Genomic DNA, 26,133 nt, shown 5'->3' with positions numbered 1-26,133 from the left:
TGATAATGACGGTGTCACTATATAGCTGAACGTTGAATCACGATTGAGTATAAAAGTGACTGAGATACCAACTGGTTAATACCAGTGCATGTTTACTGCTTGATGTTGTAAAGATAGCAGTAAAGTGAAAATTAACTAGGTGACATGAATGTTTTACCTAATTGATTAATCTTCATACGTTGTGAAGCTCAAAATAGATCGAGCAGTATGTTGCTAAAGTTGACCGTTTTTTGAACTTTTGACTATTATTATCTTTAATTAGTGATTGCTGAATTTGGTTGTTAGACGAGTGCTGCAGAGGCCAAAGTCTACAAATAGATGCAGAACTGACTTCGACATTTTGGTTAATTATTGAAAAGGATATTCTATGAACAACAGGTTAATTGTCACACTCGCAGCGAGTGGTTTATTGCTACATACATGTGGGGTGACAGCGGCAGTATCAGATCAGGTTATTAGCGATCAAAGAGTAAAACTTGCAAGTCAAAATCAAGGGCAGGGATTTGGTCCGCAATCGCCAAGAGATCTCAATCAAGTCACAGGCAATAATCCCATTCACTTTAGTGCAGCCCCAAGTTATAGCCAGATGAATCTGTGTAATATTCATTTTCATAAAAATGCAGAGCATTCAGGTGGCGAGTTTACGACTTATGCGGGTAATGGAGATGGCAAAGGGTATCAGTCAGGTTATAAATATAATGGTGTTTTAACTGATAAAGAAATGATGCAAACACGTATGGCTGTATGTCCAAGTAAAAATGGTGGGTTAAACGCAGGTGATACTATCGAGCTACATTATGTTCATTCAACTGCACTGGTCACTCCAGGATAAAGTTTGGCAGCTTGCATGAATGAAGCCATTGCTAACCCGCAGTTGAGAGTTGAAACCCAAGTCTTTGTGCTTGTTGGCGGCGGTCAAGGTTTAGACTTTAATCAGTTGACGAAAGTTGAGCAAGCACAAGGTAAATACCAAGCGATTAATATACTCAACAATATGGGCGACCCTATTGAATATAGCGGTTCGACAACAGGGCCGGGTTATAACGAAAAAGGATCGCCATTGCAGGTTTCTTGGCGTGTTAGGCCAAAGGTGGCTAAGGTCAATATCGACTCTGTGGGCCAATGGTGTCGTGGGAATGAGTTTAAAGAAGACCATGCTCATGGCGTGAGGAATTTGGTTATTAATCCTGCTTTGTTATCAAATATTAACTAACTTATTGATCAACTAGTAAAATATAGCGGATTCACGCCATATGGTTAATGCGTGTGAACTGATTTTTAGCAACAATTAAGGCGCCATATGGCGCCTTAATTGTTGATTGATAAAATCAATACTTGTGGTGGCTAATCAGCCATTAATGCAGATAAACGAATTTGATATAAATTGCCTTTACCGTTCTCAATACGAGTAAAAAATAAGTAGTTACCATCGGGAGAAATAATCGGCGTAAACTCATGATCTGCTGTGTTAACTTTATCGCCTAAACTTTTAGCGACTGTCCACTCATTGCCCACGAGGTGTGATATATAAAGATCGCCTTTTCCTAAACTGTCTTGGCGATCTTTTATACTGAATACGATGGTTTTTCCATCGCGTGAGACTGCCGAGTCTCCAATATTACCGTTCACGCCATAAATATGGCTTGGTAAAGGTTCTGGTGTCGTAAATCCATTACCCTTAGGCTGAGCAACAAACATATGTCGACCATTGTCCCTAAATGAAGGAAAGTAAAGCTCGCCTTTGTCAGTTAGTGATGGATATAGATCGGCGGCATCTGAATTGATATCGAGATACTCAGGTTGCTGCCATTGATCATTTTTCCACGTTGAGCGCCATATATTGACTTCTTTTGCTTCCTCTTTCTCACCCTTTAATGGCCTTTTAGACACAAAGTATAGCTGTGAGTAATCAGCACTGTAATAAGGATCGGCATCTAAGTATTCGCCTGATATCGCTAGTGGTGTAGGGGGTTGCCAGTTACCTGAATCAAATGAAGACTGCATCATAGTGCAATGGCTAAAATCATCATTGCAACGGGCAAAAATGACATTATCGCCAGATTGATTAAACACGGTATTAATTTCAAAGTGCTCAGTTGTTGAAATCACTCCTGGAGCGAACTCCACGGCTTTATTGGCTGCAGCTTCATTATGATAGGCTGGATTGGCAAATACTGAGGTGGACACTAAGATTAAACAAGTTGTGATTATTATTGGTTTTATCATGACTCGCCTTTGTTATTCATTTTATATAAGCAAATGTGTAGCTGAATTAGCTATTATTTTTGAGTAATCTGCGATTTTTGAGTAAGCGGATTACTTTTGGGCAAAGAGAATACAAGGCTTTGGTTTATTAATCTACACTTTTGTGAACCTAAATTCACTTTTGTTATTACTTTGTCGTTTGTAGATGTCAGAGCATCTATTCATATATGGGGTTGTGCCACAAAACTTGATTAGATTTTTCAGTTCTCAAGAACTGGTTTTTATAGGGGGTACTTCATTGAACCTTGTTGTCGACTTGAGTCTACTTGAAATCAATTTAACCGACATTGCTCTAATTGAATTCGCTAAATCACTCTACTGAGTTGTCGATTGACTGGCATTGATCAAAAAGCGCTAGTCGCCACAACTTCTAGCGCTTTTAATATTCATGAGCTTGGGGGATCACCTAAGCATCTGCTAACTGTGATTAAAAGGGCGCATAACGATCAAAGTTTGCTGTTGGCGTAGTCCAACGCTGTTTTGCATCGTGTTGGGTATTATTGATACCTTGTATGGGAATTTGGCCATTGTCACCGTATAACCACAATACCATATTAGTACGTTCACCACTGATGATAGGCTGCGCTGCATGAGGTACATGACCTCGATGGATCAACGCTATGCCAGGCTCGAATACTTGTTCAACCATTTTACCAGTATTGGCATCGTAAAAATTAACGCCAGATCCAGTAAAATGCTCCTCAGGCAAGTTGAGGTTGATATTCAGTGTGACGGAAGATGCATCCGAATGCATACGCAACGAGGTATCTTTATTGGGCTGATACTGAATTGAAAACCCAAATGTTTGCGTGTCGTAGCCAGTGACTTCTGGAAATAACAAGCGTGCAATAGGGCGCATGTAGTTATCTAACAGACTGCGATAAAAGTGCTGAAATTCTGGCGCTGCGAGATACCCTTCTGAGCGAGGATCTAACATTGCTCCTCCGCGGTTGAGCACTATGCCATATGGAGGTCGTAATGGTATCTCAGCATTGGCCGCTTTAGTTAAAAAGTCGCGCAATTTGGCAAGTTTTTCAGGTGCAAACAGTTGGAAGCTAAACACACCTGGCGCTACTTCGTGCAAAAGTTCACGAACGGTTGTTTCTTTGCTGGGATCTTGCCATGCTTGAGTAACAGCCTCGCGCAGTTTGCTATCAATCAAAGCATCATTGAGCGGTAACAGATTGGCCTGTTCGCTCGCTTCCCATTCATGCCAAGCCTCACTGAACAATTCGGTATTGTCATCCCAAAACTGCTGTACAGAAGGCGAGCGTTGAAGCATGTCTTCTCGAGAAGGTAGGCTTGTGGCGCGAGCGCGCTGTAATTGATTAGGTCGCATAATATTCATTCCTTGGGTGAATCTTTCATGAGTCCAAATCTAGTACAGTTGGTTTTTGAGATAAATATCATCAGCAATGAAACAGAATCAAGGATTTGTATATAGTTGAAAGCTGTCTTATTTAGAACTAAACGAGCCAGAAGGGAATGAATTATTCATAGACTAGGGTTACTCATTGAGATAATTGCTTCAAAAAAACAATAAAACGTGCTCTAGGCGTTATCTACTCCTTAATTATCTGTAAACAAACTGTCATAATAGTTACCTCTGTTTTGTTATGGGGATAATAATATTTGCATCGTTTTTTATCTTATGAAGAAACAGCTATGTTGATAATTAATAACAATGATACCTACAAGGACTGAATATGAAACGCTTGCTTGCCCTGATACTGCTTTGTCAGGCTCCTGTTGTTGCAGCAAATGACACGACTTCAAATGATATAGTGCATTGGCAAGATAATAGCCTGTCTTACCTTTATGGCGATAACTTTAAAGTTAACCCACAAATTCAGCAAACTATTACTTATGAGCACGCAAGTGGTTGGAATGTTGGTGACTTATTTATGTTTGTCGATTTCACTAAATATAACGGTGAAGAAGATTTCCTAAACGGTAAAAACACCTATTATGGCGAGTTTAGTCCTCGTTTTAGCCTCAGTAAAATGCTAGATAAACCCGTAGAAGCTGGCATGATTAAAGATGTCTTACTGGCAACAACTATAGAGTTTGGTGAAGGTGATGTTGAGTCATTTTTAATTGGTGCGGGGATAGATTTAGCCATTCCAGGCTTCGATTTTTTCCAACTCAATATGTACAAACGTTTGCCCGATGGGCGCGATGGTGACACTTGGCAAATTACCCCAGTTTGGAAGATGAGTTGGCCAGTTGGCGAGTCGACGATTGTGTTTGATGGCTTTATTGATTGGGTGGTTGATTCTGATGGCAGTTACGAAAAAAATGTCCATTTTAACCCGCAGCTTAAATATGATTTAGGTAAACAAGTCGGCATGCGAGATAGCGCGTTATTCGTGGGTATTGAGTATGACTATTGGAAGAATAAATACGGCATTAAAAGCAGTTCAGGATTTAATACCGATCAAAGCGTGACTAATTTATTGGTGAAGTATCACTTCTAATGCTTTAATTGAACGTAATATAAGCAACTTTTCTGCTTGTAGATATGAACAATTAACAAGTGAATATATGGCTTTATTCGTCTGATAAGGAGACGTGATGAAATACTCAATGAGCGATCTCATCTACCAAGGTGAGAAAGCAGGCGTACATAACTGGAATACGGTTTCGGGTAATTCTTTTTATTGGCATCCTGATTGGTTGCATATTGCTGAAGATATGACAGGCCATAAGGCGACAGCTAAAATTGAAACCACTGCAAAAGTCGCGACTCAGCAACAAGCACAAGACACCATAGTCAAGCACCTTAATAAGTAAACAAGCCTTCATTTAAACCAAAAGCAGCCAAACTGTAGTCAGGCTGCTTTTTTATAAAACAACAAAAGTGACTTTGTTATTAAGTCGTTTGTCGCTTGCTAACGATTGAAATATTAACCACTTTGCTTCTATTTGTTTGCGGCTTTTATTTTGCTGCAATAAGTGTGGTTTTACGGTAATCAAACTGCTGATTTACTTGTTGAACTTCGCTGACAGTAAGCTGAGCCTGATTGATTTTCTTGTCGTCAGATATAACAAACTTATTCAGTTTATAGTTCACAAAGTCTGCGACGAATACCACACCATTATCGTAGCCTGCTACAGCATTAACTTTTTGCATGGCAGTGCAGTCATTACATTCAATAACGCTACTTTCAGCTAATACGCTTCCACTGAACACACACATCACTGTGACAAGTGCCTTTAAAGGTAACTTATTCATAGACATCTCCTTTTTATTATCATGACTGATATCACTCATATATAAAATGTGATCTAAATCACATTTAGGTTATGGGAGTTACCAGGTGATGTCTAGTCTGTAGAAATAAAAAGTTAACAATAGGTTTGCTAAACTTAGCCGAAAAGATAGTTCGAATATAAGCAGATTGAGTCGTTAACTCGATAATATTGAACAGGGTTAGTCTTTATGAAGAATAGATAAACGTGGCAGAGCAGCCACGTTTATTAGAGTGATTTAAGCCAGCGCCGACAGTCGTGTAATGACTTGGATGTTAAATGTAGCTGTGATTTGGTTTACGACTGTATCGTTGCTGGAAATTAAACGGGCTCATTTTTAAGGTACGTATAGCATCCACCCAGCCAACGAGCATTGGGACCAATGTCCAACAGAATAAAAGATATACACTTCCTTTTAGGTACTGCCCCAAGTAAAACTTATGCAGGCCAAATCCACCTAGTACAAAACCAAAGAGTATTGCGAGTTTTTGATTTTTAATACGAATATCTGGGTCTACTCCACTAAGCGCATCTAATCCTTGAGCAGCTTGGCAATGTGGACAAGTGATAATGTTCAGGTCAATATTGTTACTGCATTGAGGGCAGGTTACGTCTTGCATCACTAACTCCAATAGTCAAAATTGCTGTTGGCTTATTATGGGTACAAGTGTTCGCTGAAAGTAGGTGCATAGTTCACAGAATTAAAATAAAAGCTAAAAATACATAAAATGATACAAATATCGCCAATGGATGCATAAGGATGATGCTTTAACCGAGAGACATCACAACTCTAATGTAAAACTGTGCAAAGTTACCCCGCGGCTATTTGAATTAAATAGTGAACTATTTAAAATCAATTACGTAACAATTCGACAAAATAATAAATGAAAATGGACTTCCCATTAATGAAAAGACGTTTTACCAAGGTCGCTGTGGCAACTTCGATAGTCATTTTATCTGCTTGCAGCTCTTCCTCATATCTGGACGAACCTTTGGTGACGCCGCAACTTCCAGCGTCTTGGCACACTGATGCTGAATCGTTAAAAGATAATCAAAGCTGGGTGACACCGATTGCAACAGATCAATTACTCGAATTTATCAGTATTGGCCTAAATACCAACCAAGAATTGATTCAGTTAGCGCTTGAAGTGGAGGTCAAAAAGCAGCAACTCAATGTCAGTGACTCCAGCTTTTGGCCAGAACTTGATTTGTCCGCTAACAGTGGTCGAAGTGGTGACAGTGATGACTCAACCAGTTTCAATAACCTGAGCTTAGACCTAAGTTATGAGTTGGATATTTGGGGTAAATTATCTGACAATGCTAGAGCCTCTAAACTCAATTTACTTACAGCGGAAGCCAATTACCAACAAGCAAGAGATGCCTTGGTAGCTGACGTCGTTATTGCATACTACAAGGTGGTAACCTCAGCTGAGTTAGTGAAGTTATTTGAACGCCGAACTGAAAATGCCAAGTTAAACTTTGAGATTATTGAGTCAGGATATTTACAGGGATTGAACGAATCTCTTGATGTCTACCTGACGCAAAATGAATATCACAGTGAAAAATCCAATCTGTTATCCCAACGAAGCCAGCATAACCAAGATATCCGAACCCTAGAAAGGTTACTGGGCGGATATCCTGCGGGTAAATTACTCATTGATGAAAAGCTGCCATTACTGCCTCAAGGGATCAAGATTGGTGTGCCAAGTGAGTTAGTTAAACGCAAGCCAGAATTACAAGCAGCGTGGTATCAGCTGTTATCTCAAGACGCCTTAGTGGCATATACCCAAAAACAACGTTACCCAGCCCTTCGCTTAGGTGCTGATATTGGCACGTCCAGCAGCGACATTGCTAACTTACTGAGCGGTGATTACAGCTCGTGGTCAGTCTTTGGTGGCATTACCGCACCGATATTTAATGCGGGCCGATTAGCGTCGCAAACTGAACAACAAAAACTGAAATTGAAGCAACAAGAGCAGCAGTATCTAAGTACCTTATTTAACGCCTTCGAAGTGGTTGAAAATAACTTAGATTTAGATGCAAGTTTACAGCAACAATATCGCTCAACGTTAAAGGCTCAGGAGAATGCGCTACAAGCTGAAACTTTGTCTTTTGAGCAATATCAAAGCGGACTTGTGAGCTACACGACTGTGTTAGACGCTCAGAACCGTGCTTTTGTCGCGCAAAGCTCAGTCATAAGTTTAAAAAATCAAATCATTGCCAACCGTATTGGATTGCACCTTGCTTTAGGTGGCGATCTGGATGCGAGTGTTACAGAAGAAGAATAATATGATGAACAAGAAATACCTTATCCCTGTTGGCATAATTGCTGTAGCTGTGGTTGCTATTGCGACGATTACATTTAACCCGCCTTCAACCAAACGTGGCAAGCCTATGGCAATAGCACCGATGTCGGTTGAAACATTAACGTTAACACCACAAGATTATCAAATTCAGGTGAGCAGTTTTGGTGTGGTTAAACCTAGAACTCAAAGCTCTTTGGTTACTCAAGCATCAGGGCAAATCCTGACCATTAGCCCTAATTTCCGTGAGGGTGGTTTTTTTGAAAAAGATGAAGTGCTGGTGCAACTTGATGATCGAGATTACCAAGCAGAAGTGAAAATAGCCGAAGCAGGGTTACTACTTGCAAGGCAGCAATTGCTGGAAGAGCAAGCCCGAACCAATCAAGCTTTAGTCGATTGGCAACGTCTCAGTAATGGCCGTGAGCCAACTGCATTGGTGTTGCGCGAGCCACAACTTGCCGCAGCAAGAGCGGCAATGTTGTCAAACCAAGCATCACTTGAAAAAGCCAACCTTGCGCTTGAGCGTACCCAAGTTGTCGCACCGTTTTCTGGCCGTATTTTAGAAAAGCATGTCGATGTCGGCCGTGTTGTATCAACCAACGCCCAACTTGCGACAATTTATGCAACCGATTATGTAGAAATTCGCCTACCGATCAATAACAGCGATTTGGCCTTAGTCGAATTGCCTGAGCAAGGTAAGTCTGCGGTGGCTAAAGTTTCTTTTGAGTCTGATTTAATTGGACTACAAAAATGGGAAGGACAGCTGATCCGCACTGAAGGTGCGATTGATAGTAACTCACAGCAGCTTTATGTTGTAGCGCAAATCGATGACCCATTCGATTATCAAAGTAATCAAAAAATGCCATTGAAAATTGGCCAATACCTAACAGCAAACATTGCGGGTAAAAAGCTAAGTCAGGTATTAGTTATTCCTACGAAATCGATTTATCAGGGCTCTTATGTTTATGTAGTCAATGATGGCGTCTTATTACGTAAAGACGTCTCAATCAGATGGCAAAATAGTCAAGACTCAGTTGTGAGAGCGGGGCTTAATAATGGCGACGAACTAGTTACCACCTCACTTGGTCAAGTCAGCTCTGGTACTCCTGTTACGATAATGGGGGCTGAGCCAACAACAAGCCGCCCTCAAGGTGGACCTAAAGCTAACCTTGATGGAAAGCGCCGCCCTAAACCTGACGGCAAACACAACAAACCAGCGGCGAAAGAGGGGGCACAACCATGATTGCTTGGTTTGCTAAAAATCATGTCGCAGCCAACCTATTAATGTTGATGCTGCTGGTATTGGGGTTAGGTTCACTATCGACTCGAATTCCTCTTGAAGTATTCCCAACGGTTGAATCTGAACGCGTTTCGGTCAGCATCTCGCTGCGTGGTGCAACGCCTGAAGATGTTGAGAAAGGCGTTACTATTCGAGTCGAAGAAGCTGTACAAGATCTTGAAGGTATCGAAAAAATTACTTCAAGCTCATCAGAATCATCTTCGCAAGTGACCATTGAAGTGGAAAGTGGTTATGATCCTCGTGAGATGTTGGCAGATATTAAAAGCCGAGTCGATGCGATTAATACTTTTCCTGTCGATGCAGAAAAGCCGGTTATTGCGTTGGCCCAACGTAAGCGTGAAGTGATTGCTGTAACGGTAACGGGTAAATACAGTGAAAAAGAAACCCTTGAATTTGCCGAAGTCGTGCGTGATGAGTTATTACGTCTTGAAGGTGTTACCCAGCTAGATTTAAGCGGGGTACGTAACTATGAAGTGTCATTAGCCTTATCGCAAAACAAATTACGCCAATACAACCTAACATTGAGCGAAGTAGCAAAAGCCATTAATGCCTCCAGTACCGATATCTCTGCTGGTAACCTAAAAACCCAAGGCGGTGACATTTTACTTCGCTCAAAAGGTCAAGCTTATTATAAGGATGAGTTTGCCAATATTGCGATTAAATCAGCTGCCGATGGCACGATTATCCGCTTAGGTGATGTCGCAGATGTGGATGATGGCTTTGAAGAAACCCCTGTAAGAACAAGATTTAATGGCCAGCAAGCAGCATTTATTGATGTTTACCGTATTGGCCAGCAAAGCGCTATTGATGTGGCTGATAAAGTCAAAGGGTACATTGACTCACGCCAAGCGACATTGCCAGAAGGCTATGGCTTAAGTTACTGGGATGATGATTCTGAAATCGTTAAAAACCGTATTGCAACCTTAACTGGTAGTGCGTTGCAAGGCGGTATATTGGTGCTGTTATTACTGACCTTGTTCTTACGTCCATCAATTGCCATTTGGGTGTTTATTGGTATCCCAGTGTCATTTATGGGGGCCTTCATTTTTATGCCATTTTTTGGTGTATCTCTAAATGTCATGAGCTTGTTTGGGTTTATTTTAGTGCTGGGGATTGTGGTGGATGACGCCATTGTGACTGGTGAAAATATATATACCCACTTAAAGACAGCACCAAGTGGCGAGCAGGCCGCAATTTTAGGTACTCAAGAAGTTGCAGCGCCTGTTACCTTCGGGATTTTAACCACTGTCACCGCCTTTTTACCTATGTTGTTTATTGAAGGCACACGTGGGGCGATATTTGGGCAGATTGCCATCGTGGTAATCCCCGTATTGCTGTTCTCATTAATTGAGTCTAAGTTTGTATTACCAGCTCATTTAAAACACATTAAGTTGCGAAGTGAGAAAGAAAAATACAATCGATTTGAGATTTTCCAGCAGAAGTTTGCCGATGGGTTTGAGCGTGCGATTATTCAATTTTATCAACCCTTCTTGCGTGTTGCTCTAAAACATAAGACAGCAACTTTGAGTTTGTTTTTAAGTGTATTGTTAGTCATAGCTGCATTGTTAGCAACGGGCTGGACTAAGTTTACTTTCTTTCCACGTATTCCAAGTGAAACTGTGCGACTGAGTCTGACGATGCCTGCAGGCACGCCATTTGAAGTGACCAATGCGCATATTATTGGCATTGCCGCCAAAGCTGAGGCATTGCAGGAAAAGTATCGTGATGAAGACACCGGCGAAAGCGTCATTATTAATATTTTAGCCACAACAGGTGGCCGAGGTGGTACTTCAAATGCGGGTAGTGTTCGTTTTGAAATGACCCCTGCTGAAAAGCGTGAGTCTGATATTACATCTCGAGAACTGTTAACCGAGTGGCGAAAGAGTGTGGGTGAAATCCCTGGGGCAGAGTCGATGACCTATCGTGCTGAAATTGGCCGTAGTTCAGATCCAATTGATGTACAGCTCAGTGCAAACTCATTAGAGACGTTAAGCGAAATTGCAGATCAGGTTAAAGAACATCTCAAAACCTACCCAACAGTATTTGATATCGCAGATAGTTTATCTAACGGTAAAGAAGAGCTGTTAATTGAGCTAACAGAGCAAGGTAAAGCACTCGGATTGACTCGCCAAGAAGTGTCAAGCCAAGTGAGAAGTTTCTATTTTGGCTCTGAAGTGCAGCGCATCCAGCGTGGTCGTGATGATGTTCGGGTGATGCTACGTTTACCATTAAATGAACGCCAATCACTAGACGATTTGAAAAAAGTATTGATTACCACAAGCCAAGGTACGCAGGTTCCTCTTGGCCACGTGGCTAAAATGACATCAGGTAAAAGTCCTTCTAGCATAAGACGTATCGATCGCTATCGCGTGCTCAATGTGACTGCTGATGTTGATAAAGACAATACCAACATGACAGTACTACAAGCCGACCTCAAAGTGTTTCTTGATGGTTTAGTGCAGCAGTACCCTGGCGTAAGGCATTCACTTGAAGGCGAAGCGCGTGAGCAGCGGGACAGCTTTGGCTCGCTCCAATGGGGCTTAGTATTTGTGCTGTTTATGATTTATAGCTTACTTGCGATACCGTTTAAGTCATACATTCAGCCGCTAATTGTTATGAGCGTCATTCCATTTGGCTTGATTGGCGCGGTGTTAGGCCATTGGTTTATGGGCTCACCACTGACGATTTTCAGTATATTAGGCATGTTGGCGCTGGTTGGGGTCGTGGTGAATGACTCATTGGTACTGGTGGACTTTATTAATAAGAAACGTGCCCAAGGGATGGAAATCGCAGAGGCGGTATTAACCGCTGGAGCTAAACGTTTCAGACCGGTTATGTTGACCAGTTTAACCACGTTTATTGGGTTAATGCCTTTGCTACTAGAGAAATCGACACAGGCTCAGTTCTTAATCCCAATGGCTATTTCATTAGGTTTCGGGATTATATTCGCCACCTTTATCACCTTGATATTAGTGCCAGTAAACTACCTTGTAGTTGAACGTATAAAAGGTAACAAAGTCGATATTAGTCACTTTGATAGGTCCTTAGGTGACACCTTTGGAATGGCGAAAAGTTAGTAAAGCAATGAATACAGGGAAGGGTTAAAGCCAATTGCTTTAACCCTTTTTGTTTATGTGATTATCAATCGCGAAAGGCCATGCCTAGGTGCTAACAAGCATGGGCTTTGCCATTTAGTTTTATTTTATCAATTGTGTAATGTATGTACTGAAAACCGTGTCTTAGGTTAATTCAGTTGTTCTTTATCTAAACCATTAGCATCACGGCTTATTTTATTAAAGGTAATATCAATGGCTTTAACGTTATTTTATGCTCCAGGAGCTTGCTCTGGTGTCACAATTAATGCGATCCAAGAATTGGGGCTAGAGTGTGATTTTAAGCGAATTAATCTTGCTTCAGGCGAACAAAAGTCGCCAGAGTATTTACAAATTAACCCTTTCGGCAAGGTGCCTGCGATTGTAACCGAAGGTAAGTTATTAACTGAAAACCCAGCTATTTTACTGTATTTAAATAGTTTGGTTCCAGGCTCTAAATTACTCCCAGAAACTGAAGATGAATATCAAAAGTGTGTATATGCTTCAGATTTAATGTGGTTTTCCAGTACCGTTCACCCATCTGTGCGTCATGTCTGTATGCCCGCATATTACACCGTTAGTAAAGATGTCTGTGATGTCGTAGCCAGTGGTCGTAACATGTTAACCAGTCATTTTGAGAAGGCTGAAAAAAGGTTGAAAGCGTCAAATTGGTGGTACGGAGAACAATGGTCAATTGTTGATGTATATCTGCATTGGTGCTACACAAGAGCGTTAAGAGGCGGTTTTCCTTTGGATGATTTTCCTGCGCTTTTAGCACATCAAAAAAGAGTAGAGTCAAAGCCAAGCTTTCAGCGCCGCTTAGCTATAGAGCAAAGCCAGTAAGGCTATTTCATTTCAAACGGCATTTGCGAGTGCTATGAGGAATTATGTTCACTCATTTCTTGTCTGACACGCACTTGTTGTAATAGAAGCCGTGATGCTTCTTGTTATAGAAAGCCGTGATGCTTCAATCATTCTGGGGTTAAGGGGAATAGTGCGAATCCCCTTAACAACCCCGCATTACCCTGATGTACTAGTTATCCTCTATGTACTTTGAAATAGCTAACGCACCCGATGGGGCATCCATGCCCCGTGAAAGCTAACCTGGCATCCGAGTCAGGTTTACGCTATTTATCTGCATACACTTCGGCAACTTCCAACGGGGACTTTCCAGCGTCTGGCTTCAATTTGGTGTTATGGAGTTTAGTTTACTCTGCCCCCACTTATTTACTGACCCCACTTATTTCCAAAGTAAGTGGATTTGATTTGCTTATTAATCTAATCATTTGGAGTGTATTCATGTAAGTGTATAATTCTTCTAGGCTATAGAGGCAAAACTAATTTTTGATTATTATTGCCTGTCTACTAAATATGGAAAATATTATGGGGTAAAACCTTAATATTATATACGGACATTATGAGGTTTTCATGTTAAAGGCGTTATTTAAAAGTTACCGTCATATGGTTTGGATCTCTTTTTCTGTTATATCACTTCTTATATTAATCTCATTTTCTTCTTTAGGAGAGCAGTCAGTGTTTGGTTTTTTAAAAAGTATGAAGTTGAGTTATCTGCTCCTGTTAAAGGTCGTATTACTAATCATGGTGAACCAGTTTCAGGTTTAGAGGTTGTCAGAGAGTTATCTTATGGCGGGCATAATAAAGGCAAGCCGATTATTGAGCATGCTTTAACCGATGTTAATGGTGAATTTTCATTTAATGAGAAAAAAATTAGATCAAATGCTCCAGGTAATATCTTCGGACAAGACGCTAGGTTGAGACAAGAGATTTATATTAAGAAGGATTCTGAGGTTATCAAGGGTGAGGATGATAATTATTATTGGCTTTGGTTAATTAGTAAAAACTGGATGTCTGTTCCATATTTGAATAGTTTTTTGTTGCAATTAAATGCAGATTTGACCAATAAGGAAATTCATTATGAAGCTGATTTATCGAAGTTTGATTTAAGATCTAGTCAACCTTTAGCATCGATTTGTTACTGGAAAGATGAGCTTCTAACTAGTTTTTATGGTGAAGAATTAGAGGAAGTTACAAGTTTCGATAATTTAATGGAATAACTACAATCGATTGATTTAAACATCATTATTTTAAGGATGAAAATATGAATGTTATTGCACCAAAAGTTGCGTCATTATTAGCTTTATCGGCTTATGACGTTGAAAGCTCTCCTAGAAAAATTATCTTTGATTCAAACATAAAAAAGCATTTTAAGTTTAAGACTTCTGATGTTCAGGAGGCATCGACAGGTGGTTTTTTTGGAGAGAAACCACAGGTTTCGTCTTAATCGGTCAAGGTCATAGTCAACAGTATAAAGGTGATCATGTTATTGCAATTCGAGGAACTGCTTCGTTAGCTGATGCGGTTACAGATATAACATCCCATACAAAAAGTAGTTACTCTGGTAGCTTGGTTCATACAGGATTTCAAACAACCTTTGAATCTTTTAGGAAGGGGCTCGAGGCTTATTTAGACCGTCCAGAGGTATTAAATGGTAATGGAGTTATCCACTGTGTTGGACATAGTTTGGGAGGCGCTTTAGCAACATTAGTTGCTGATTGGGTAAAAGCAAAATATAACAAGACGGTTTACTTATACACTTTTGGTTGTCCAAGAGTTGGATTTAAAGATTTTGCCATCAAAGCAAGTGCTAGAGTTGATAGAGTATTTAGATGTGTTCATGGTGCTGACCCGGTAGCTAAAGTACCTGTTTGGCCTTTTTGTCATGTTCATATTAATGGGCATGAATATGTATCTTCTAGAGAACAAGGGCTTAATCATAAAGCGCATAGTATGGAATCTTCTCCAGGATATATACATACAACGAATTATGAAAGTTGGACTAATATTTATAGCCAAAAAGCTGGAAGTCTTCAGCAAAGAGTGGTTTTGAATTATGAGAATAGGCTACAAACCACTTACTCATCGCATTGGGCTGATAAAATTGCTGCTGCATTGATGACATTGATAATCGATGGTGGTGGAACAGGCTTAATCGCTAAAATTCAAGCTGGCGGAATGACTATTTCAAGTGCATATGATGCCATGGCTGCTTTTATGTGCAAACTTGCTGATTTTGCTGGTTATGAAGAACAGTTAAAAGGGCTTTTGGGACATATGATCGTGTATTCAGGTGGCCCTGCCTATATCGCGATTAATTACTCATTAAAGTTTATTAAATGGGTACTGAATATGACGATTGGTCGTTTACATGATTCTGCTAGGCAAGCTTTTAAGGGGGAATAATTTAAATGGTCTTGAGTAGATTCTTACGTATCATGAGCTTATAGGCATAACAAACCCCGTTGGAAATCTTTCGCTTTAAGAAAGTTTCGCCGTGTCGTTAGGGGTTATCCAAAAGGGGAATAAGTGCTTTCCCCTTTTAGTTTGGTGTGGGCGAAGCGCCACGACGTTAACCAGCCATTAGGCTGAAATGGCAGCACCATATTCAAACGAAGTTTAGAACCCTAAAAACTAAATGAAAATAAAACGATAATCCTGAACGACCTAACACCGACACAGTCTCCAATATTCCCCATTCCAAGTTGCTGAAATACGTAGATGAAAATACCGTGTAGCCATCATGGTCTTTCTCGTGCATCCATGCACTTCAAGACATTCAGACATCCTGCCTATCAGATGATGGCTAAGGCTCAGGGGGACATGGATGTCCCGTCTGAGCCGTTAGGTATTTTTATTGGAGTATGAGGCTTATTCGCTTTGAAAGAATAACTTGGTAGGGGTGGCAAGGCTCTTATGAAAATCAGCGAAAAGGGAAATGCTGTTGTTTCCCTTTCGTCGGGTCTGGGCGAAGCGCCACGACGTTAATCAGCCGTTAGGCTGTAATGGCAGCGCCATCATCCAAACGAAGTTTAGAATCCTAATAAAGAGTAACCAAGTGATTACTCAACATCACTATCTATTCTGGATCACTCTTATTCAGGGTCATAATCCAACACCGGTGCCAACCAGCGTTCTGTTTCTTCAACACTCATGCCTTTACGCTTAGCATAATCTTCAACCTGATCTTTACCTACATTGGTTACGCCAAAATAGCGTGATTTAGGGTGGGCAAAGTACCAGCCTGATACCGCTGCTGTTGGGAACATGGCGTAGCTTTCTGTGATGTTCAAACCAATGGTTTCATCAGGTTTGAGTAAATCCCACAGCAAGCCTTTTTCTGTATGATCTGGGCAAGCTGGGTAACCTGGAGCTGGGCGAATGCCTTTGTATTTTTCACGGATGAGGGCTTCGTTATCTAACACTTCATCTGCGGCATAACCCCAAAACTCTTTGCGTACGCGTTCATGCATTCGCTCTGCAAACGCTTCTGCTAAACGGTCTGCAAGACACTTAAGCATAATGGAGTTGTAGTCATCATGGTTTGCTTCAAAGCGTGCGACATGTTCGTCGATACCGTGACCAGCTGTTACCGCAAAGCCGCCCATGTAATCGGCCACACCTGAGGCTTTTGGCGCAACAAAGTCGGACAAACAGAAGTTGTCATTGCCCACACGTTCAAGCTGCATGCGTAAGTGATGAGTGGTCATTTCAACTTCGGTGCGAGTCTCGTCTGTGTAAAGCTCAATGTCGTCATGGTTGACGGTGTTTGCTGGGAATAAGCCGATGACGGCTTTGGCCGTGAGCCACTTTTCACTGATGATGGTTTCAAGCATGGCTTTGCCATCTTTATAGAGTTTACGGGCTTCTTCACCAACGACTTTATCATCAAGAATGTCTGGGAAGCGGCCGTGTAGCTCCCAGCTTCGGAAAAACGGGGTCCAGTCGATACGATCAACCAAGTCTTCTAATGGGTAGTCATCAAATACTTGTCGACCTAATACATTAGGTGTGAATGGTGTGTACTTGTCCCAATCATGCTGGCAGCGGTTTTCACGGGCAGCGTCAATTGACACAATGGTTTTACGCTTAGTCTGTGATAAACGTTTTTCTCGCATCATCTCGTATTCGTTATACGCTTCATCAATGGTGGCTTGGCGTGTGTCATTACTAATGAGTTTTGACACCATTGGCACGGCGCGAGACGCATCGGCAATGTAAATGGCCCCTGTTGGTGAGTGTGGGGCAATTTTTACGGCGGTATGAATTTTTGAGCAAGTGGCGCCGCCAATGATGGATGGAATGGTTAACCCTGCTTTATGGAAGGCTTTTACGTTATGCACCATTTCATCAAGGCTTGGGGTAATCAGTCCCGACATGCCAATAATATCAACGTTTTCAGCAATGGCGACTTCGATGATTTTCTCAACGGGTACCATTACGCCTAAATCAATCACCTCATAACCATTACAAGCTAATACCACACCAACGATATTTTTACCGATATCGTGCACATCACCTTTAACGGTCACCATGAGGATTTTACCGTTGGATTGACCTTCCACTTTTTCGGCTTCAATAAATGGATTTAAATAGGCCACGGCTTTTTTCATCACTCGGGCGGATTTCACCACTTGCGGCAAGAACATTTTACCTGCGCCGAATAAGTCACCGACGACATTCATGCCATTCATTAATGGCCCTTCGATCACATCCAGTGGACGGACTGCTTGTAGGCGTGCTTCTTCAGTGTCTTGGTCAATAAATTCGGTAATCCCTTTAACTAAGGCGTGGGATAAGCGCTCTTCAACAGGCCAACCTCGCCATGCTAAATCTTCTTTTTCGCGACTTGCTTACCGTCACCACGAAACTTTTCAGCGACATCAAGCAGTTGTTCTGTATTGGTTGAATCAGCAACGGGGCAAGGTAAATTTTGCACCACGTTTTCAACTTTTTCTTTAAGTTCAGGGTCGATATCATCATAAATGGCTAATTGACCCGCGTTAACAATCCCCATGTCCATACCTGCTTGAATCGCATGGTATAAAAACACCGCATGAATGGCTTCACGCACTGGGTTGTTGCCGCGGAACGAGAAAGACACATTCGATACACCGCCAGAGATCATCGCATAGGGTAACGTGGCTTTGATGTCTTTAATCGACTCAATAAAGTCGACAGCGTAATTGTCGTGCTCTTCAATTCCGGTGGCAATCGCAAAAATATTAGGGTCAAAAATAATGTCTTCAGGTGGAAAGCCAACCACATCAACTAATACACGATAAGCACGCGTACAAATTTCAGTTTTACGGGCTCGGGTATCGGCCTGGCCGTCTTCATCAAAGGCCATGACAATGGCAGCTGCGCCATAGCGTTTCACTAAGGTGGCTTGTTTGATAAAGGCTGCTTCGCCTTCTTTCATTGAAATTGAGTTAACAATGGATTTGCCTTGTACGCATTTAAGGCCTGCTTCAATGACATCCCATTTAGATGAGTCAATCATGATAGGCACACGAGAAATGTCTGGCTCTGAGGCGATTAAGTTTAAGAACTTTTTCATCGACTCTGCGCCATCAAGCATGCCTTCATCCATGTTGACGTCGATGATTTGCGCGCCGTTTTCAACTTGCTCGCGTACCACATCTAAGGCTTCTTCAAACTTTTCTTCTTTAATTAAACGTAAGAATTTAGCAGAGCCTGTGACGTTCGCGCGCTCGCCAACGTTAACAAATAATGAGTCACCATCGATGGTTAACGGTTCAAGCCCAGATAAGCGACACGCAACAGGGATGTCAGGGATAGTGCGAGGCGCGTGGGTGATAACGGCATCGCGAATCGCGCTGATATGTGCTGGCGTACTACCACAACAACCACCAACGATATTAAGCATGCCTTCGCGTGCCCACTCGCTAATCACTTCGGCCATTTCTTCTGGGGTTTCATCGTAACCGCCAAACTCGTTTGGCAGGCCTGCATTAGGATGAGCAGAGACAAAACACTCAGAAATACGTGACAACTCTTCAACGTATGGGCGCAGCTCTTTTGGACCTAATGCACAGTTAAGACCGATTGAAAGCGGTTTGATATGACGCAGTGAGTTGTAAAAACCTTCGGTTGTTTGTCCGGTTAGGGTTCGTCCTGATGCATCGGTAATGGTGCCTGAAATCATCACTGGTAGACGATCGCCCAAGTCATCAAAGACTTTTTCGATGGCAAATAAAGCGGCTTTAGCGTTAAGGGTATCAAAGATGGTTTCGACCATGATGATATCTGCGCCGCCTTCGATTAGCGCAGTTGTTGATTCAACATAGGCATCAACTAACTCATCAAAACTGATATTACGAAAACTGGGATCGTTTACATCTGGGCTAATTGAACAAGTACGGTTGGTTGGCCCTAGAACACCTGCAACATAACGTTTAATGCCTGTTTGTGCTTCTACTTCGTCAGCGGCGGTGCGGGCAACTCTAGCGCCTTCGAGGTTGATTTCAGCCGACAAGCTTTGCATGTCGTAATCAGCCATCGCAATGGTCGTGGCGTTAAAGGTATTGGTTTCAATAATGTCAGCGCCCGCTAACATGTATTTAGTGTGAATGTCTTTAATGATTTGGCGCTGGCTTAGTACCAACATGTCATTATTGCCTTTCACATCGCAATGCCAGTCTTTGAAGCGCTCGCCACGGTAATCTTCTTCTTCCAATTTATAGTCTTGGATCATTGTCCCCATGGCACCATCGAGGATCACTATACGCTCTTTTAGCGTATTGGTAAGTTGTTCAAGAACCTGACTGTAGGAAGTCGACTTCGCCATATTTGAGTACCTTTATTGCTATGCTAGCAGTTGCTATTAGCTATTTCTTATTATGTGAATATTCGAAACTTGAGAAATTAGCATACCTTGTTTTGCACTATATAAAAGGCGGCCTAAGTCAAACTCGCTTCGTAAAAGTATTCAGCATTAATATTTGTTTGGACATTTAAACGTATAGACGTCCATAATACGTGAAGTTTGTTTCCAAGAGCAAGTGTCAGAATGCACTAACTCAGTCCAGTATGATGAATAATGCTGAACTTGGTGCAGATAAAAGGTTTTGTGAACGGTGAACGTGCAGGAATGTATAAAAAGGGAGCCTAGAGTGACTAGATTATCACACGCTAAGATAGTATTACTGCGACACGGACAATGTGAAGGCGGCAATATATTGCGTGGAAAAACGGATGTTAATTTGAGCGAACTCGGTGCGGCTACGATGCTAAATCGTATTAAGCAGATTGATTTTGTGCCTCATTTTCCGAAAGTAAGCTTGATAAGCTCACCTTTACAACGCTGCCAGCATTTTACTCATGGGTTATTTACTGAGTTAAATACTGCTAACACTGCCTTAAGTGAAATGAATGATGAGGCTCATCAGTCAGTCAACACGCCATTACCTGCGGTGCAGTTGATGCCTGAGTTGGCCGAAATTGATTTTGGTGACTGGGATGGGGTGTCATTTGATTCTTTATACGAACAGTTTGGCGATAAGATTAATCAATACTGGGACAATCCTTGGCAACATACACCACCGAATGCAGAGTCGATGAGTGAATTTGAAACGCGTGTCGCATCTGGTTTTAACAAGGTGTGTCAGCAATTACGTCAAGTGGCGAACAGCCCTGAGCTTCAAGGTAACAGCCCTGAGCTTAACGTACATCGTTCTGAGTTAGCAAAAAATACCCCTGAACCGTTGGCTATTATTGTCACTCATGGTGGTGTCATACGCACCATTATTGCTTTGGTGCTTGGTCTTGAACAATGCCAAGGCATATATAACACCTTATCCATTGATTACGCCGCGACGGTTTCTATTTCAGTTTTTTGGGCAGATGAAAGCAGCGAGCCTAAGTTTCAACTTCATTGGCCTGCATAGAGTCAATAATAGGGGGCACATCAGCGCGTTTTTGCTGAACAAGCCCTTAATTTAGCGTACAATCTTTACATACTTTTTTACGTGTTATCTTAATCTGTAAGAAAGCATAAAATAGGTCGCGATAGCGGATGGATTATTGTCGCTATCGTTTAAGTATAAATAAAGTTAATCTGTTTTGTCATACTAACGGATGAATAGGGAATCATGGTTCAATTTGACTCAAGGTCAGATTGATTAGCATGAACTGTACCCGCAACTGTAATGTTATTTTTTACGAATAACTAAGTCAGATACCTAGCTTTTTTATGATGGTTCACAGCCTTTTACGCACTGCATTTATTCACTATCCAGTGCCTTTAATCAACCTGAGCGGGTGACTCAGGCGGAGAATTCATGTTTTATACCGCTGTAATACATGGCGCTGCATTAGATTGCATTGCGTTTATGTGTCAGAACCTAGCTAGATTAGGTCATTGCTTGTCAGGTAACGTCGCATTAGATGCTCAACGCGTCAATGTGTGTGCTTTACGTATTAAGTCTGCTTTTCTGGCGACGGCTTCATGACTCAAAATCAGCAGCAACGAGATGGCTCAATGGGTGAGGCGCTTAAGGTGACTCGACTTTATTGGTCAGTGCAACAACAGGCGATTCTTTCCAATGTCAGCTTTTCACTGCAACAAGGTGAAATGCTGGGACTGATTGGTCCAAATGGCGCAGGCAAGTCCAGTTTATTGCGCTGCTTGTATCGTTATATCTCACCAGATAGAGGCCAGATCACCTTGTTTGGTGAAGATATTAGCCGCATCAGCCAAAAGCATTTAGCGACAAAAGTTGCTGTCGTTCAACAAGAGACTCCGCATTATTTTGCAATGAGCTGTGAACAAATCGTGGCAATGGGATTAACGCCTCATAAAGGGCTATTTGAAACAGATACTCAAGCTGATAAACATAATGTGATGCAAGCGTTAGATAAAGTCGGTTTGGCGTTAAAAGCAAGCCAACAATATGAACAGCTTTCTGGAGGCGAAAAGCAGCGTGCACTTATTGCCAGAGCTATGGTACAAAAACCGCAGTTGTTAATCCTTGATGAGCCAACAAATCATTTAGATATTCGTTATCAGATCCAAATTTTAGAATTGGTGCGCCAGTTGGGGATCAGTGTTATAGCGTCAATTCACGATCTGAACTTAGCCAGCGCAGTGTGTGATAGGTTGTTATTGTTAAATCAGGGCGCGTGTATAGCTCAAGGGTTACCAGATCAAGTGTTAACCGAGCAGATTATCGGCGATGTGTTTGGTGTTTGCTGCCAAGTTAATCGCCATCCCCAACATGGTAAGCCATTGATTACCTATTTTTACGGTTATCAAGATGAGCATCCCCATCATCAAACACGGCAACAAGATAACAAGGAGGGGATTTAATGTTTGCGACTTATTCCCTTCGCCATAAATGCTTATTGGCATTGACAGCATTGATGACCTTAATTACCCCAATTGCAGCAGCCAGTTTTGGTGCGGCAAATATTAGTTTCGGACAAGTTTTTTTACTTTTTACAGAACCCATGTTGGGCGTTTCTGCAAGCACTGGTGGCGTAACGGCAATAACTGAGCGTATTGTGTTTGAGTTGCGTATGCCTCGGATTATATTGGCGTTTATTGCTGGTGCCGGCTTAGCTTTGGCTGGCAGCGTGTTGCAAACTGTTACGAGAAACCCATTAGCTGATCCCTATTTATTTGGTATAAGTTCTGGTGCCTCTTTTGGCGCTGTGTTGGTGTTGAGTTTTTTCGGCACTCAAGGCTTGGTGCAGCAATGGCTTTCGCAGTCCGATAGCTTATGGGCTGGCGCGATTTACCGGTCAGGGTTATTTAGTCATGATGCGTGGTGGTCTTGGTCATCATTAAGTCTTCCTGTCGGGGCATTTATCGGTGCGCTTTTTTCAGTGCTATTAGTGCTGTCGTTATCGGGTTTTGGCAGAGCAAGTCAGGTGGAAAGAATGCTGCTCTCAGGGGTCGCTACCTCTTTTATGTTTGGCGCATTAACTAGCTTAGTGCTGTATTTCTCAAGCCCTCAAGCAGCGGCGTCTGTTTTGTTCTGGAGCCTTGGAAGTTTTGCCAAAGCCAGTTGGTCAGGTTTGATTATCCCAGCTGTTGTAGTGTGCTCCAGCGTGATAATTATTCTGGCGTTCAAGCGTCAAGTGATTGCGATACAAGCTGGGGATGAAACTGCCCACTCACTAGGGGTCAATGTCGCCAGATTAAGGCTATATATGTTGATTCTGTGCTCGCTGATTACAGCAACATTAGTCGCCAGTTGTGGAGGTATCGGCTTTGTAGGCTTGATGATCCCTCATACTGTAAGGTTACTCTTTCCTGGCCAGCAACCTATTTTTACAACAGTGTTTGTAGGGGGCTTATTTATGGTGTGGATTGATGTATTAGCTCGTTGTTTGTTGTCCAACCAAGAATTGCCTGTCGGTATAATTACTGCGGCAATTGGTAGTGTGTTTTTCTTATTTGTGTTACGTCACCGCCGCTAGGCGCATTGGGAGTATGAAGTATGTTCGCAGTTGATCCCGTTAATCATCTTAATGATGAACAGATCCAACATAAAATAAACCAAAAAACCAAACCGCTAGGGGCATTAGGCTCACTTGAGTCGTTGGCAAAGCAAATAGCGCAAGTACAGTTAACTGAACCATTTAATACCCGTCAAAAGTTAGCCATTAATCAGCCAGCAATGTTGGTCTTTGCAGGTGATCACGGCATCGCAAATCACGGGGTGTCGATTGCGCCTAGTGCAGTGACTCAGCAAATGGTGAACAATTTTGTGAGTGGCGGTGCGGCGATTAATGTGTTTTGTCGTCAAATGGGATTGAATTTGGAAGTCATTGATTGCGGTATGTTAACTCCAAGCGACCACCCTAAAGTGACTGATCATAGGCTAGGAGCCGGTACTCAGGCTATTCATCAAAAACAAGCAATGGATTTACTCGCAGTAAAAGATGGTTTTAGTTTTGCCAATGACCTAGTGCAGCGACATTTTGATTCTGGCTGCAATCTTATTGCATTAGGGGAAATGGGGATTGGTAATACATCTTCAGCGGCAGCCATAATGGCTGCGATGCTAAAATTAGATGTCAAAGAGTGTGTTGGACGTGGGACTGGCATTGATGATGAGTCCTTTGCACTTAAACGTGAGTTATTAACGGTTGCAATGAATCTTCACCGCGACAAAATTCATGATCCTGTAAATGTACTGGCTTGCTTAGGTGGCTTTGAAATTGTGCAAATGACTGGCGCAATTTTAGCGGCATCAGAAAAGAAAATGCTGGTGGTGATAGACGGCTTTATCGCAACGGCGGCAGCGTTAGTTGCGGTGGCATTACACCCAAGTGCTAGAGACTACCTTATTTTTGCCCATCAATCCGATGAGCAAGGCCACCAAAAAATGCTACAAGCGTTAGATGCTAAACCTTTATTGTCGCTGGGTTTACGTTTGGGTGAAGGCACAGGCGCTGCGTTGTCATTACCTATGATTCAAGCGGCGGTCAATTTTTACAATGATATGGCCAGTTTTGACAAAGCTGGTGTCAGTAATGTGGTTTAAGTTATGGCTTTGCCTGTGCTCAGTTAATGAAGCAACACTAGCTAATTCAAGATTATACTTAACTAACAAAGGATGATGAATGTCGTTGCAATCAGGCCCTGTAAATCGTGCCGGTTGGTTGAAAAAACAACTTAATCTATTGCTCATTGCGGTGAGTTTTTTTACTCGTATTCCTATACCTAATTGGGTTGAATTTGACAGTGAAAAGTTAAATAAAGCCAGTCGTTATTTTGGTGTGGTGGGGTTACTGGTTGGCGCAATGAGTGCGAGCGTGTTTTGGTTAAGCCAATTAGTGCTGCCTAACGGTGTTGCAGTGATCTTAGCGATTATCGCCAGCGTATTAATGACAGGAGGCTTTCATGAAGATGGCCTTGCTGATACGGCTGACGGCTTTGGTGGCGGCTGGAAAGTCGCTGATAAGCTACGCATTATGAAAGACTCTAGAATAGGGACTTATGGCACTTTAGCCGTAGGGTTAACCTTATTGTTAAAATGGCAACTATTGGTTGAAATTGCTCTATACAGCCCACTTAAAGCAGCAATTGCATTGATTGTAGCGCATCCTTTAAGTCGAGTTGTTGCAGCAAGCATGATTTTTTCTGAGCAGTATGTCACCGAAGGTGACGGCAGTAAGTCAAAGCCTTTGGCTCAATATCAGCACATTAATGATTTATTGATTTTATGTTTAAGCGGCTTTGTCGTGCTGGCTTGTTTAAACGGTGTATTGGCGTTTGTTCTATTATTAGCGTTAGTGGCCACAAGACAATTACTGGTATGGGGATTTAATCGTCAAATTGGTGGTTACACTGGCGACACGTTAGGGGCTGCGCAGCAAGTTAGCGAAATTGTCTGCTACTGCATTATTTTAACCATAGGTTTATCAACATGATCCATCTAGTTTTAGGCGGAGCCCGTTCAGGGAAAAGTCGATACGGTGAGTCCGTTGCAAAGCAGTATGCTGAGCAAGGTTTTCGTTGTGTTTACGTTGCCACTGCCACAGCCTTAGATGATGAAATGACGGCCAGAATAGCCAAACATCAGCAAGATAGAGTTGACTCCAATCTGTCATGGCAATTAATTGAAACACCAATGGCATTAGCCTCAACATTGCAAAACTACCACGCTGATGATTGCGTAATATTAGTCGATTGCCTCACCTTATATTTATCTAATCACTTAATTGCTAGTGAAGAAACGCACCGTAATGGTGTGGATGACTTATGGCAACAGCAAAAGCAAGCTTTGCTAGCTTGTTTACCGTCATTAAAAGGGCAAGTGATTTTTATCAGTAATGAAGTGGGTTCAGGGATTGTTCCGTTAGGGGAGTTAACTCGTCGTTTTGCTGATGAGGCAGGTTGGCTTAATCAAGCTATTGCTGCGCAAGCTGATAAGGTTAGCCTAGTGGTCGCAGGCATTCCCATCTCAATAAAATAATGCGTCAATGTTGAAATGACATCATGTCATCACTTACTTACATAACCCAAATTTGAAGGATGATTGGCGTTAATGAGCAATCAAGAAAAGCCCGAAAGCCAGCAGCAACGCCATAT

20 protein-coding genes, 2 pseudogenes and 1 riboswitch are annotated in these 26,133 nt (G+C 42.0%); of the genes and pseudogenes, 17 read left to right on the top strand and 5 right to left on the bottom strand.

From position 1 onward, the window contains the following. Positions 1–367 precede the first annotated feature (367 nt). Positions 368–1,213: pseudogene (locus tag ACGEDC_RS03815) on the top strand (delta-class carbonic anhydrase). 131 nt (positions 1,214–1,344) lie between these two features. Here ACGEDC_RS03815 and ACGEDC_RS03810 read toward each other — a convergent pair. Both ACGEDC_RS03810 and ACGEDC_RS03805 read right to left on the bottom strand, forming a co-directional pair. Then, positions 1,345–2,226, bottom strand: coding sequence for a TolB family protein (locus ACGEDC_RS03810; protein WP_394496547.1), 882 nt, complete (start codon positions 2,224–2,226; stop codon positions 1,345–1,347). A 466-nt stretch (positions 2,227–2,692) separates the two neighbouring features. Beyond that, a complete protein-coding gene (locus ACGEDC_RS03805; protein WP_394496545.1) occupies positions 2,693–3,604 on the bottom strand; it encodes a 2OG-Fe(II) oxygenase in 912 nt (303 codons plus the stop codon). 367 nt (positions 3,605–3,971) lie between these two features. Between ACGEDC_RS03805 and ACGEDC_RS03800 the strand changes: the two genes are divergently transcribed. Then, complete coding sequence (locus ACGEDC_RS03800; RefSeq protein WP_394496543.1) at positions 3,972–4,742, top strand: hypothetical protein; 771 nt, start codon at positions 3,972–3,974, stop codon at positions 4,740–4,742. 97 nt (positions 4,743–4,839) lie between these two features. Beyond that, a complete protein-coding gene (locus ACGEDC_RS03795; protein WP_055026409.1) occupies positions 4,840–5,058 on the top strand; it encodes a hypothetical protein in 219 nt (72 codons plus the stop codon). Between the two features lie 145 nt (positions 5,059–5,203). Here the strand turns inward: ACGEDC_RS03795 and ACGEDC_RS03790 are convergent, their stop codons facing one another. Both ACGEDC_RS03790 and ACGEDC_RS03785 read right to left on the bottom strand, forming a co-directional pair. Further along, the gene (locus tag ACGEDC_RS03790; RefSeq protein ID WP_394496540.1) at positions 5,204–5,500 is read right to left on the bottom strand and encodes a hypothetical protein; all 297 of its coding nucleotides are present in this window, start codon (positions 5,498–5,500) and stop codon (positions 5,204–5,206) included. Positions 5,501–5,792: 292 nt separating this feature from the next. Beyond that, positions 5,793–6,137: a TM2 domain-containing protein gene (locus tag ACGEDC_RS03785; protein ID WP_394496538.1), complete on the bottom strand. Its 345-nt coding sequence runs from the start codon at positions 6,135–6,137 to the stop codon at positions 5,793–5,795. Positions 6,138–6,422: 285 nt separating this feature from the next. On the opposite strand from ACGEDC_RS03785, the gene ACGEDC_RS03780 reads away from it, so the two are divergent. The 7 genes from ACGEDC_RS03780 (at position 6,423) to ACGEDC_RS03750 (ending at position 15,473) form a co-directional block, all read left to right on the top strand. Continuing rightward, positions 6,423–7,805: a TolC family protein gene (locus ACGEDC_RS03780; RefSeq protein WP_055026406.1), complete on the top strand. Its 1,383-nt coding sequence runs from the start codon at positions 6,423–6,425 to the stop codon at positions 7,803–7,805. A 1-nt stretch (position 7,806) separates the two neighbouring features. Further along, positions 7,807–9,063: an efflux RND transporter periplasmic adaptor subunit gene (locus tag ACGEDC_RS03775; RefSeq protein ID WP_394496536.1), complete on the top strand. Its 1,257-nt coding sequence runs from the start codon at positions 7,807–7,809 to the stop codon at positions 9,061–9,063. Continuing rightward, positions 9,060–12,197 (top strand): efflux RND transporter permease subunit, encoded by a 3,138-nt coding sequence (locus ACGEDC_RS03770; RefSeq protein WP_394496533.1) that lies wholly within the window; start codon positions 9,060–9,062, stop codon positions 12,195–12,197. Before ACGEDC_RS03775 ends, ACGEDC_RS03770 begins: the two co-directional genes overlap by 4 nt. Before the next feature lie 231 nt (positions 12,198–12,428). Next, positions 12,429–13,055 carry a glutathione S-transferase family protein gene (locus ACGEDC_RS03765; RefSeq protein WP_394496531.1) on the top strand — a complete coding sequence of 209 codons (627 nt, stop codon included), beginning with the start codon at positions 12,429–12,431 and terminating at the stop codon, positions 13,053–13,055. A 623-nt stretch (positions 13,056–13,678) separates the two neighbouring features. Next, a complete protein-coding gene (locus tag ACGEDC_RS03760; RefSeq protein ID WP_394496529.1) occupies positions 13,679–14,287 on the top strand; it encodes a DUF6795 domain-containing protein in 609 nt (202 codons plus the stop codon). Between the two features lie 44 nt (positions 14,288–14,331). After that, complete coding sequence (locus ACGEDC_RS03755; protein WP_394496527.1) at positions 14,332–14,514, top strand: hypothetical protein; 183 nt, start codon at positions 14,332–14,334, stop codon at positions 14,512–14,514. Next, positions 14,469–15,473 carry a lipase family protein gene (locus ACGEDC_RS03750; protein WP_394498231.1) on the top strand — a complete coding sequence of 335 codons (1,005 nt, stop codon included), beginning with the start codon at positions 14,469–14,471 and terminating at the stop codon, positions 15,471–15,473. The genes ACGEDC_RS03755 and ACGEDC_RS03750 overlap by 46 nt, the downstream gene beginning before the upstream one ends. A gap of 689 nt (positions 15,474–16,162) precedes the next feature. Here the strand turns inward: ACGEDC_RS03750 and metH are convergent. Continuing rightward, positions 16,163–19,878 (bottom strand): annotated as a pseudogene (gene metH / locus ACGEDC_RS03745) (methionine synthase). A 325-nt stretch (positions 19,879–20,203) separates the two neighbouring features. On the opposite strand from metH, the gene ACGEDC_RS03740 reads away from it, so the two are divergent. The 7 genes from ACGEDC_RS03740 to cobU all read left to right on the top strand — a co-directional run bounded on the left by ACGEDC_RS03740 (position 20,204) and on the right by cobU (position 26,017). Continuing rightward, complete coding sequence (locus ACGEDC_RS03740) at positions 20,204–20,977, top strand: histidine phosphatase family protein (RefSeq protein ID WP_394496525.1); 774 nt, start codon at positions 20,204–20,206, stop codon at positions 20,975–20,977. A 146-nt stretch (positions 20,978–21,123) separates the two neighbouring features. Further along, positions 21,124–21,293, top strand: a riboswitch (cobalamin riboswitch). 77 nt (positions 21,294–21,370) lie between these two features. Continuing rightward, positions 21,371–21,541, top strand: a complete 171-nt coding sequence (locus ACGEDC_RS03735) for a hypothetical protein (protein WP_394496523.1) — start codon at positions 21,371–21,373, stop codon at positions 21,539–21,541. After that, the gene (locus ACGEDC_RS03730; RefSeq protein WP_394496521.1) at positions 21,538–22,398 is read left to right on the top strand and encodes an ABC transporter ATP-binding protein; all 861 of its coding nucleotides are present in this window, start codon (positions 21,538–21,540) and stop codon (positions 22,396–22,398) included. The genes ACGEDC_RS03735 and ACGEDC_RS03730 overlap by 4 nt, the downstream gene beginning before the upstream one ends. Next, positions 22,398–23,513, top strand: a complete 1,116-nt coding sequence (locus tag ACGEDC_RS03725) for a FecCD family ABC transporter permease (protein WP_394496519.1) — start codon at positions 22,398–22,400, stop codon at positions 23,511–23,513. Before ACGEDC_RS03730 ends, ACGEDC_RS03725 begins: the two co-directional genes overlap by 1 nt. A 20-nt stretch (positions 23,514–23,533) precedes the next feature. Then, the gene (gene cobT, locus ACGEDC_RS03720) at positions 23,534–24,583 is read left to right on the top strand and encodes a nicotinate-nucleotide--dimethylbenzimidazole phosphoribosyltransferase (protein ID WP_394496517.1); all 1,050 of its coding nucleotides are present in this window, start codon (positions 23,534–23,536) and stop codon (positions 24,581–24,583) included. A gap of 79 nt (positions 24,584–24,662) precedes the next feature. Next, positions 24,663–25,472 carry an adenosylcobinamide-GDP ribazoletransferase gene (locus tag ACGEDC_RS03715; protein ID WP_394496515.1) on the top strand — a complete coding sequence of 270 codons (810 nt, stop codon included), beginning with the start codon at positions 24,663–24,665 and terminating at the stop codon, positions 25,470–25,472. Then, on the top strand, positions 25,469–26,017 hold the full coding sequence (gene cobU / locus ACGEDC_RS03710; protein WP_394496513.1) for a bifunctional adenosylcobinamide kinase/adenosylcobinamide-phosphate guanylyltransferase: 549 nt from the start codon (positions 25,469–25,471) through the stop codon (positions 26,015–26,017). The genes ACGEDC_RS03715 and cobU overlap by 4 nt, the downstream gene beginning before the upstream one ends. Positions 26,018–26,133: the final 116 nt, after the last annotated feature.

Origin of the sequence: Shewanella sp. ENK2 (assembly GCF_043568515.1) — a bacterium.
GTDB classification, from domain to species: domain Bacteria; phylum Pseudomonadota; class Gammaproteobacteria; order Enterobacterales; family Shewanellaceae; genus Shewanella; species Shewanella japonica.
This window is presented reverse-complemented; position numbering and strand designations above follow the sequence as displayed.

Excerpts from the sequence above, each read along its gene's own strand:
- ACGEDC_RS03810 (WP_394496547.1), bottom strand. The coding sequence starts at position 2,226 with ATGATAAAACCAATAATAATCACAACTTGTTTAATCTTAGTGTCCACC.
- ACGEDC_RS03805 (WP_394496545.1), bottom strand. The coding sequence starts at position 3,604 with ATGCGACCTAATCAATTACAGCGCGCTCGCGCCACAAGCCTACCTTCT.
- ACGEDC_RS03800 (WP_394496543.1), top strand. The coding sequence starts at position 3,972 with ATGAAACGCTTGCTTGCCCTGATACTGCTTTGTCAGGCTCCTGTTGTT.
- ACGEDC_RS03795 (WP_055026409.1), top strand. The coding sequence starts at position 4,840 with ATGAAATACTCAATGAGCGATCTCATCTACCAAGGTGAGAAAGCAGGC.
- ACGEDC_RS03790 (WP_394496540.1), bottom strand. The coding sequence starts at position 5,500 with ATGAATAAGTTACCTTTAAAGGCACTTGTCACAGTGATGTGTGTGTTC.
- ACGEDC_RS03785 (WP_394496538.1), bottom strand. The coding sequence starts at position 6,137 with ATGCAAGACGTAACCTGCCCTCAATGCAGTAACAATATTGACCTGAAC.
- ACGEDC_RS03780 (WP_055026406.1), top strand. The coding sequence starts at position 6,423 with ATGAAAAGACGTTTTACCAAGGTCGCTGTGGCAACTTCGATAGTCATT.
- ACGEDC_RS03775 (WP_394496536.1), top strand. The coding sequence starts at position 7,807 with ATGATGAACAAGAAATACCTTATCCCTGTTGGCATAATTGCTGTAGCT.
- ACGEDC_RS03770 (WP_394496533.1), top strand. The coding sequence starts at position 9,060 with ATGATTGCTTGGTTTGCTAAAAATCATGTCGCAGCCAACCTATTAATG.
- ACGEDC_RS03765 (WP_394496531.1), top strand. The coding sequence starts at position 12,429 with ATGGCTTTAACGTTATTTTATGCTCCAGGAGCTTGCTCTGGTGTCACA.
- ACGEDC_RS03755 (WP_394496527.1), top strand. The coding sequence starts at position 14,332 with ATGAATGTTATTGCACCAAAAGTTGCGTCATTATTAGCTTTATCGGCT.
- ACGEDC_RS03735 (WP_394496523.1), top strand. The coding sequence starts at position 21,371 with ATGTTTTATACCGCTGTAATACATGGCGCTGCATTAGATTGCATTGCG.
- ACGEDC_RS03730 (WP_394496521.1), top strand. The coding sequence starts at position 21,538 with ATGACTCAAAATCAGCAGCAACGAGATGGCTCAATGGGTGAGGCGCTT.
- ACGEDC_RS03725 (WP_394496519.1), top strand. The coding sequence starts at position 22,398 with ATGTTTGCGACTTATTCCCTTCGCCATAAATGCTTATTGGCATTGACA.
- cobT (WP_394496517.1), top strand. The coding sequence starts at position 23,534 with ATGTTCGCAGTTGATCCCGTTAATCATCTTAATGATGAACAGATCCAA.
- ACGEDC_RS03715 (WP_394496515.1), top strand. The coding sequence starts at position 24,663 with ATGTCGTTGCAATCAGGCCCTGTAAATCGTGCCGGTTGGTTGAAAAAA.
- cobU (WP_394496513.1), top strand. The coding sequence starts at position 25,469 with ATGATCCATCTAGTTTTAGGCGGAGCCCGTTCAGGGAAAAGTCGATAC.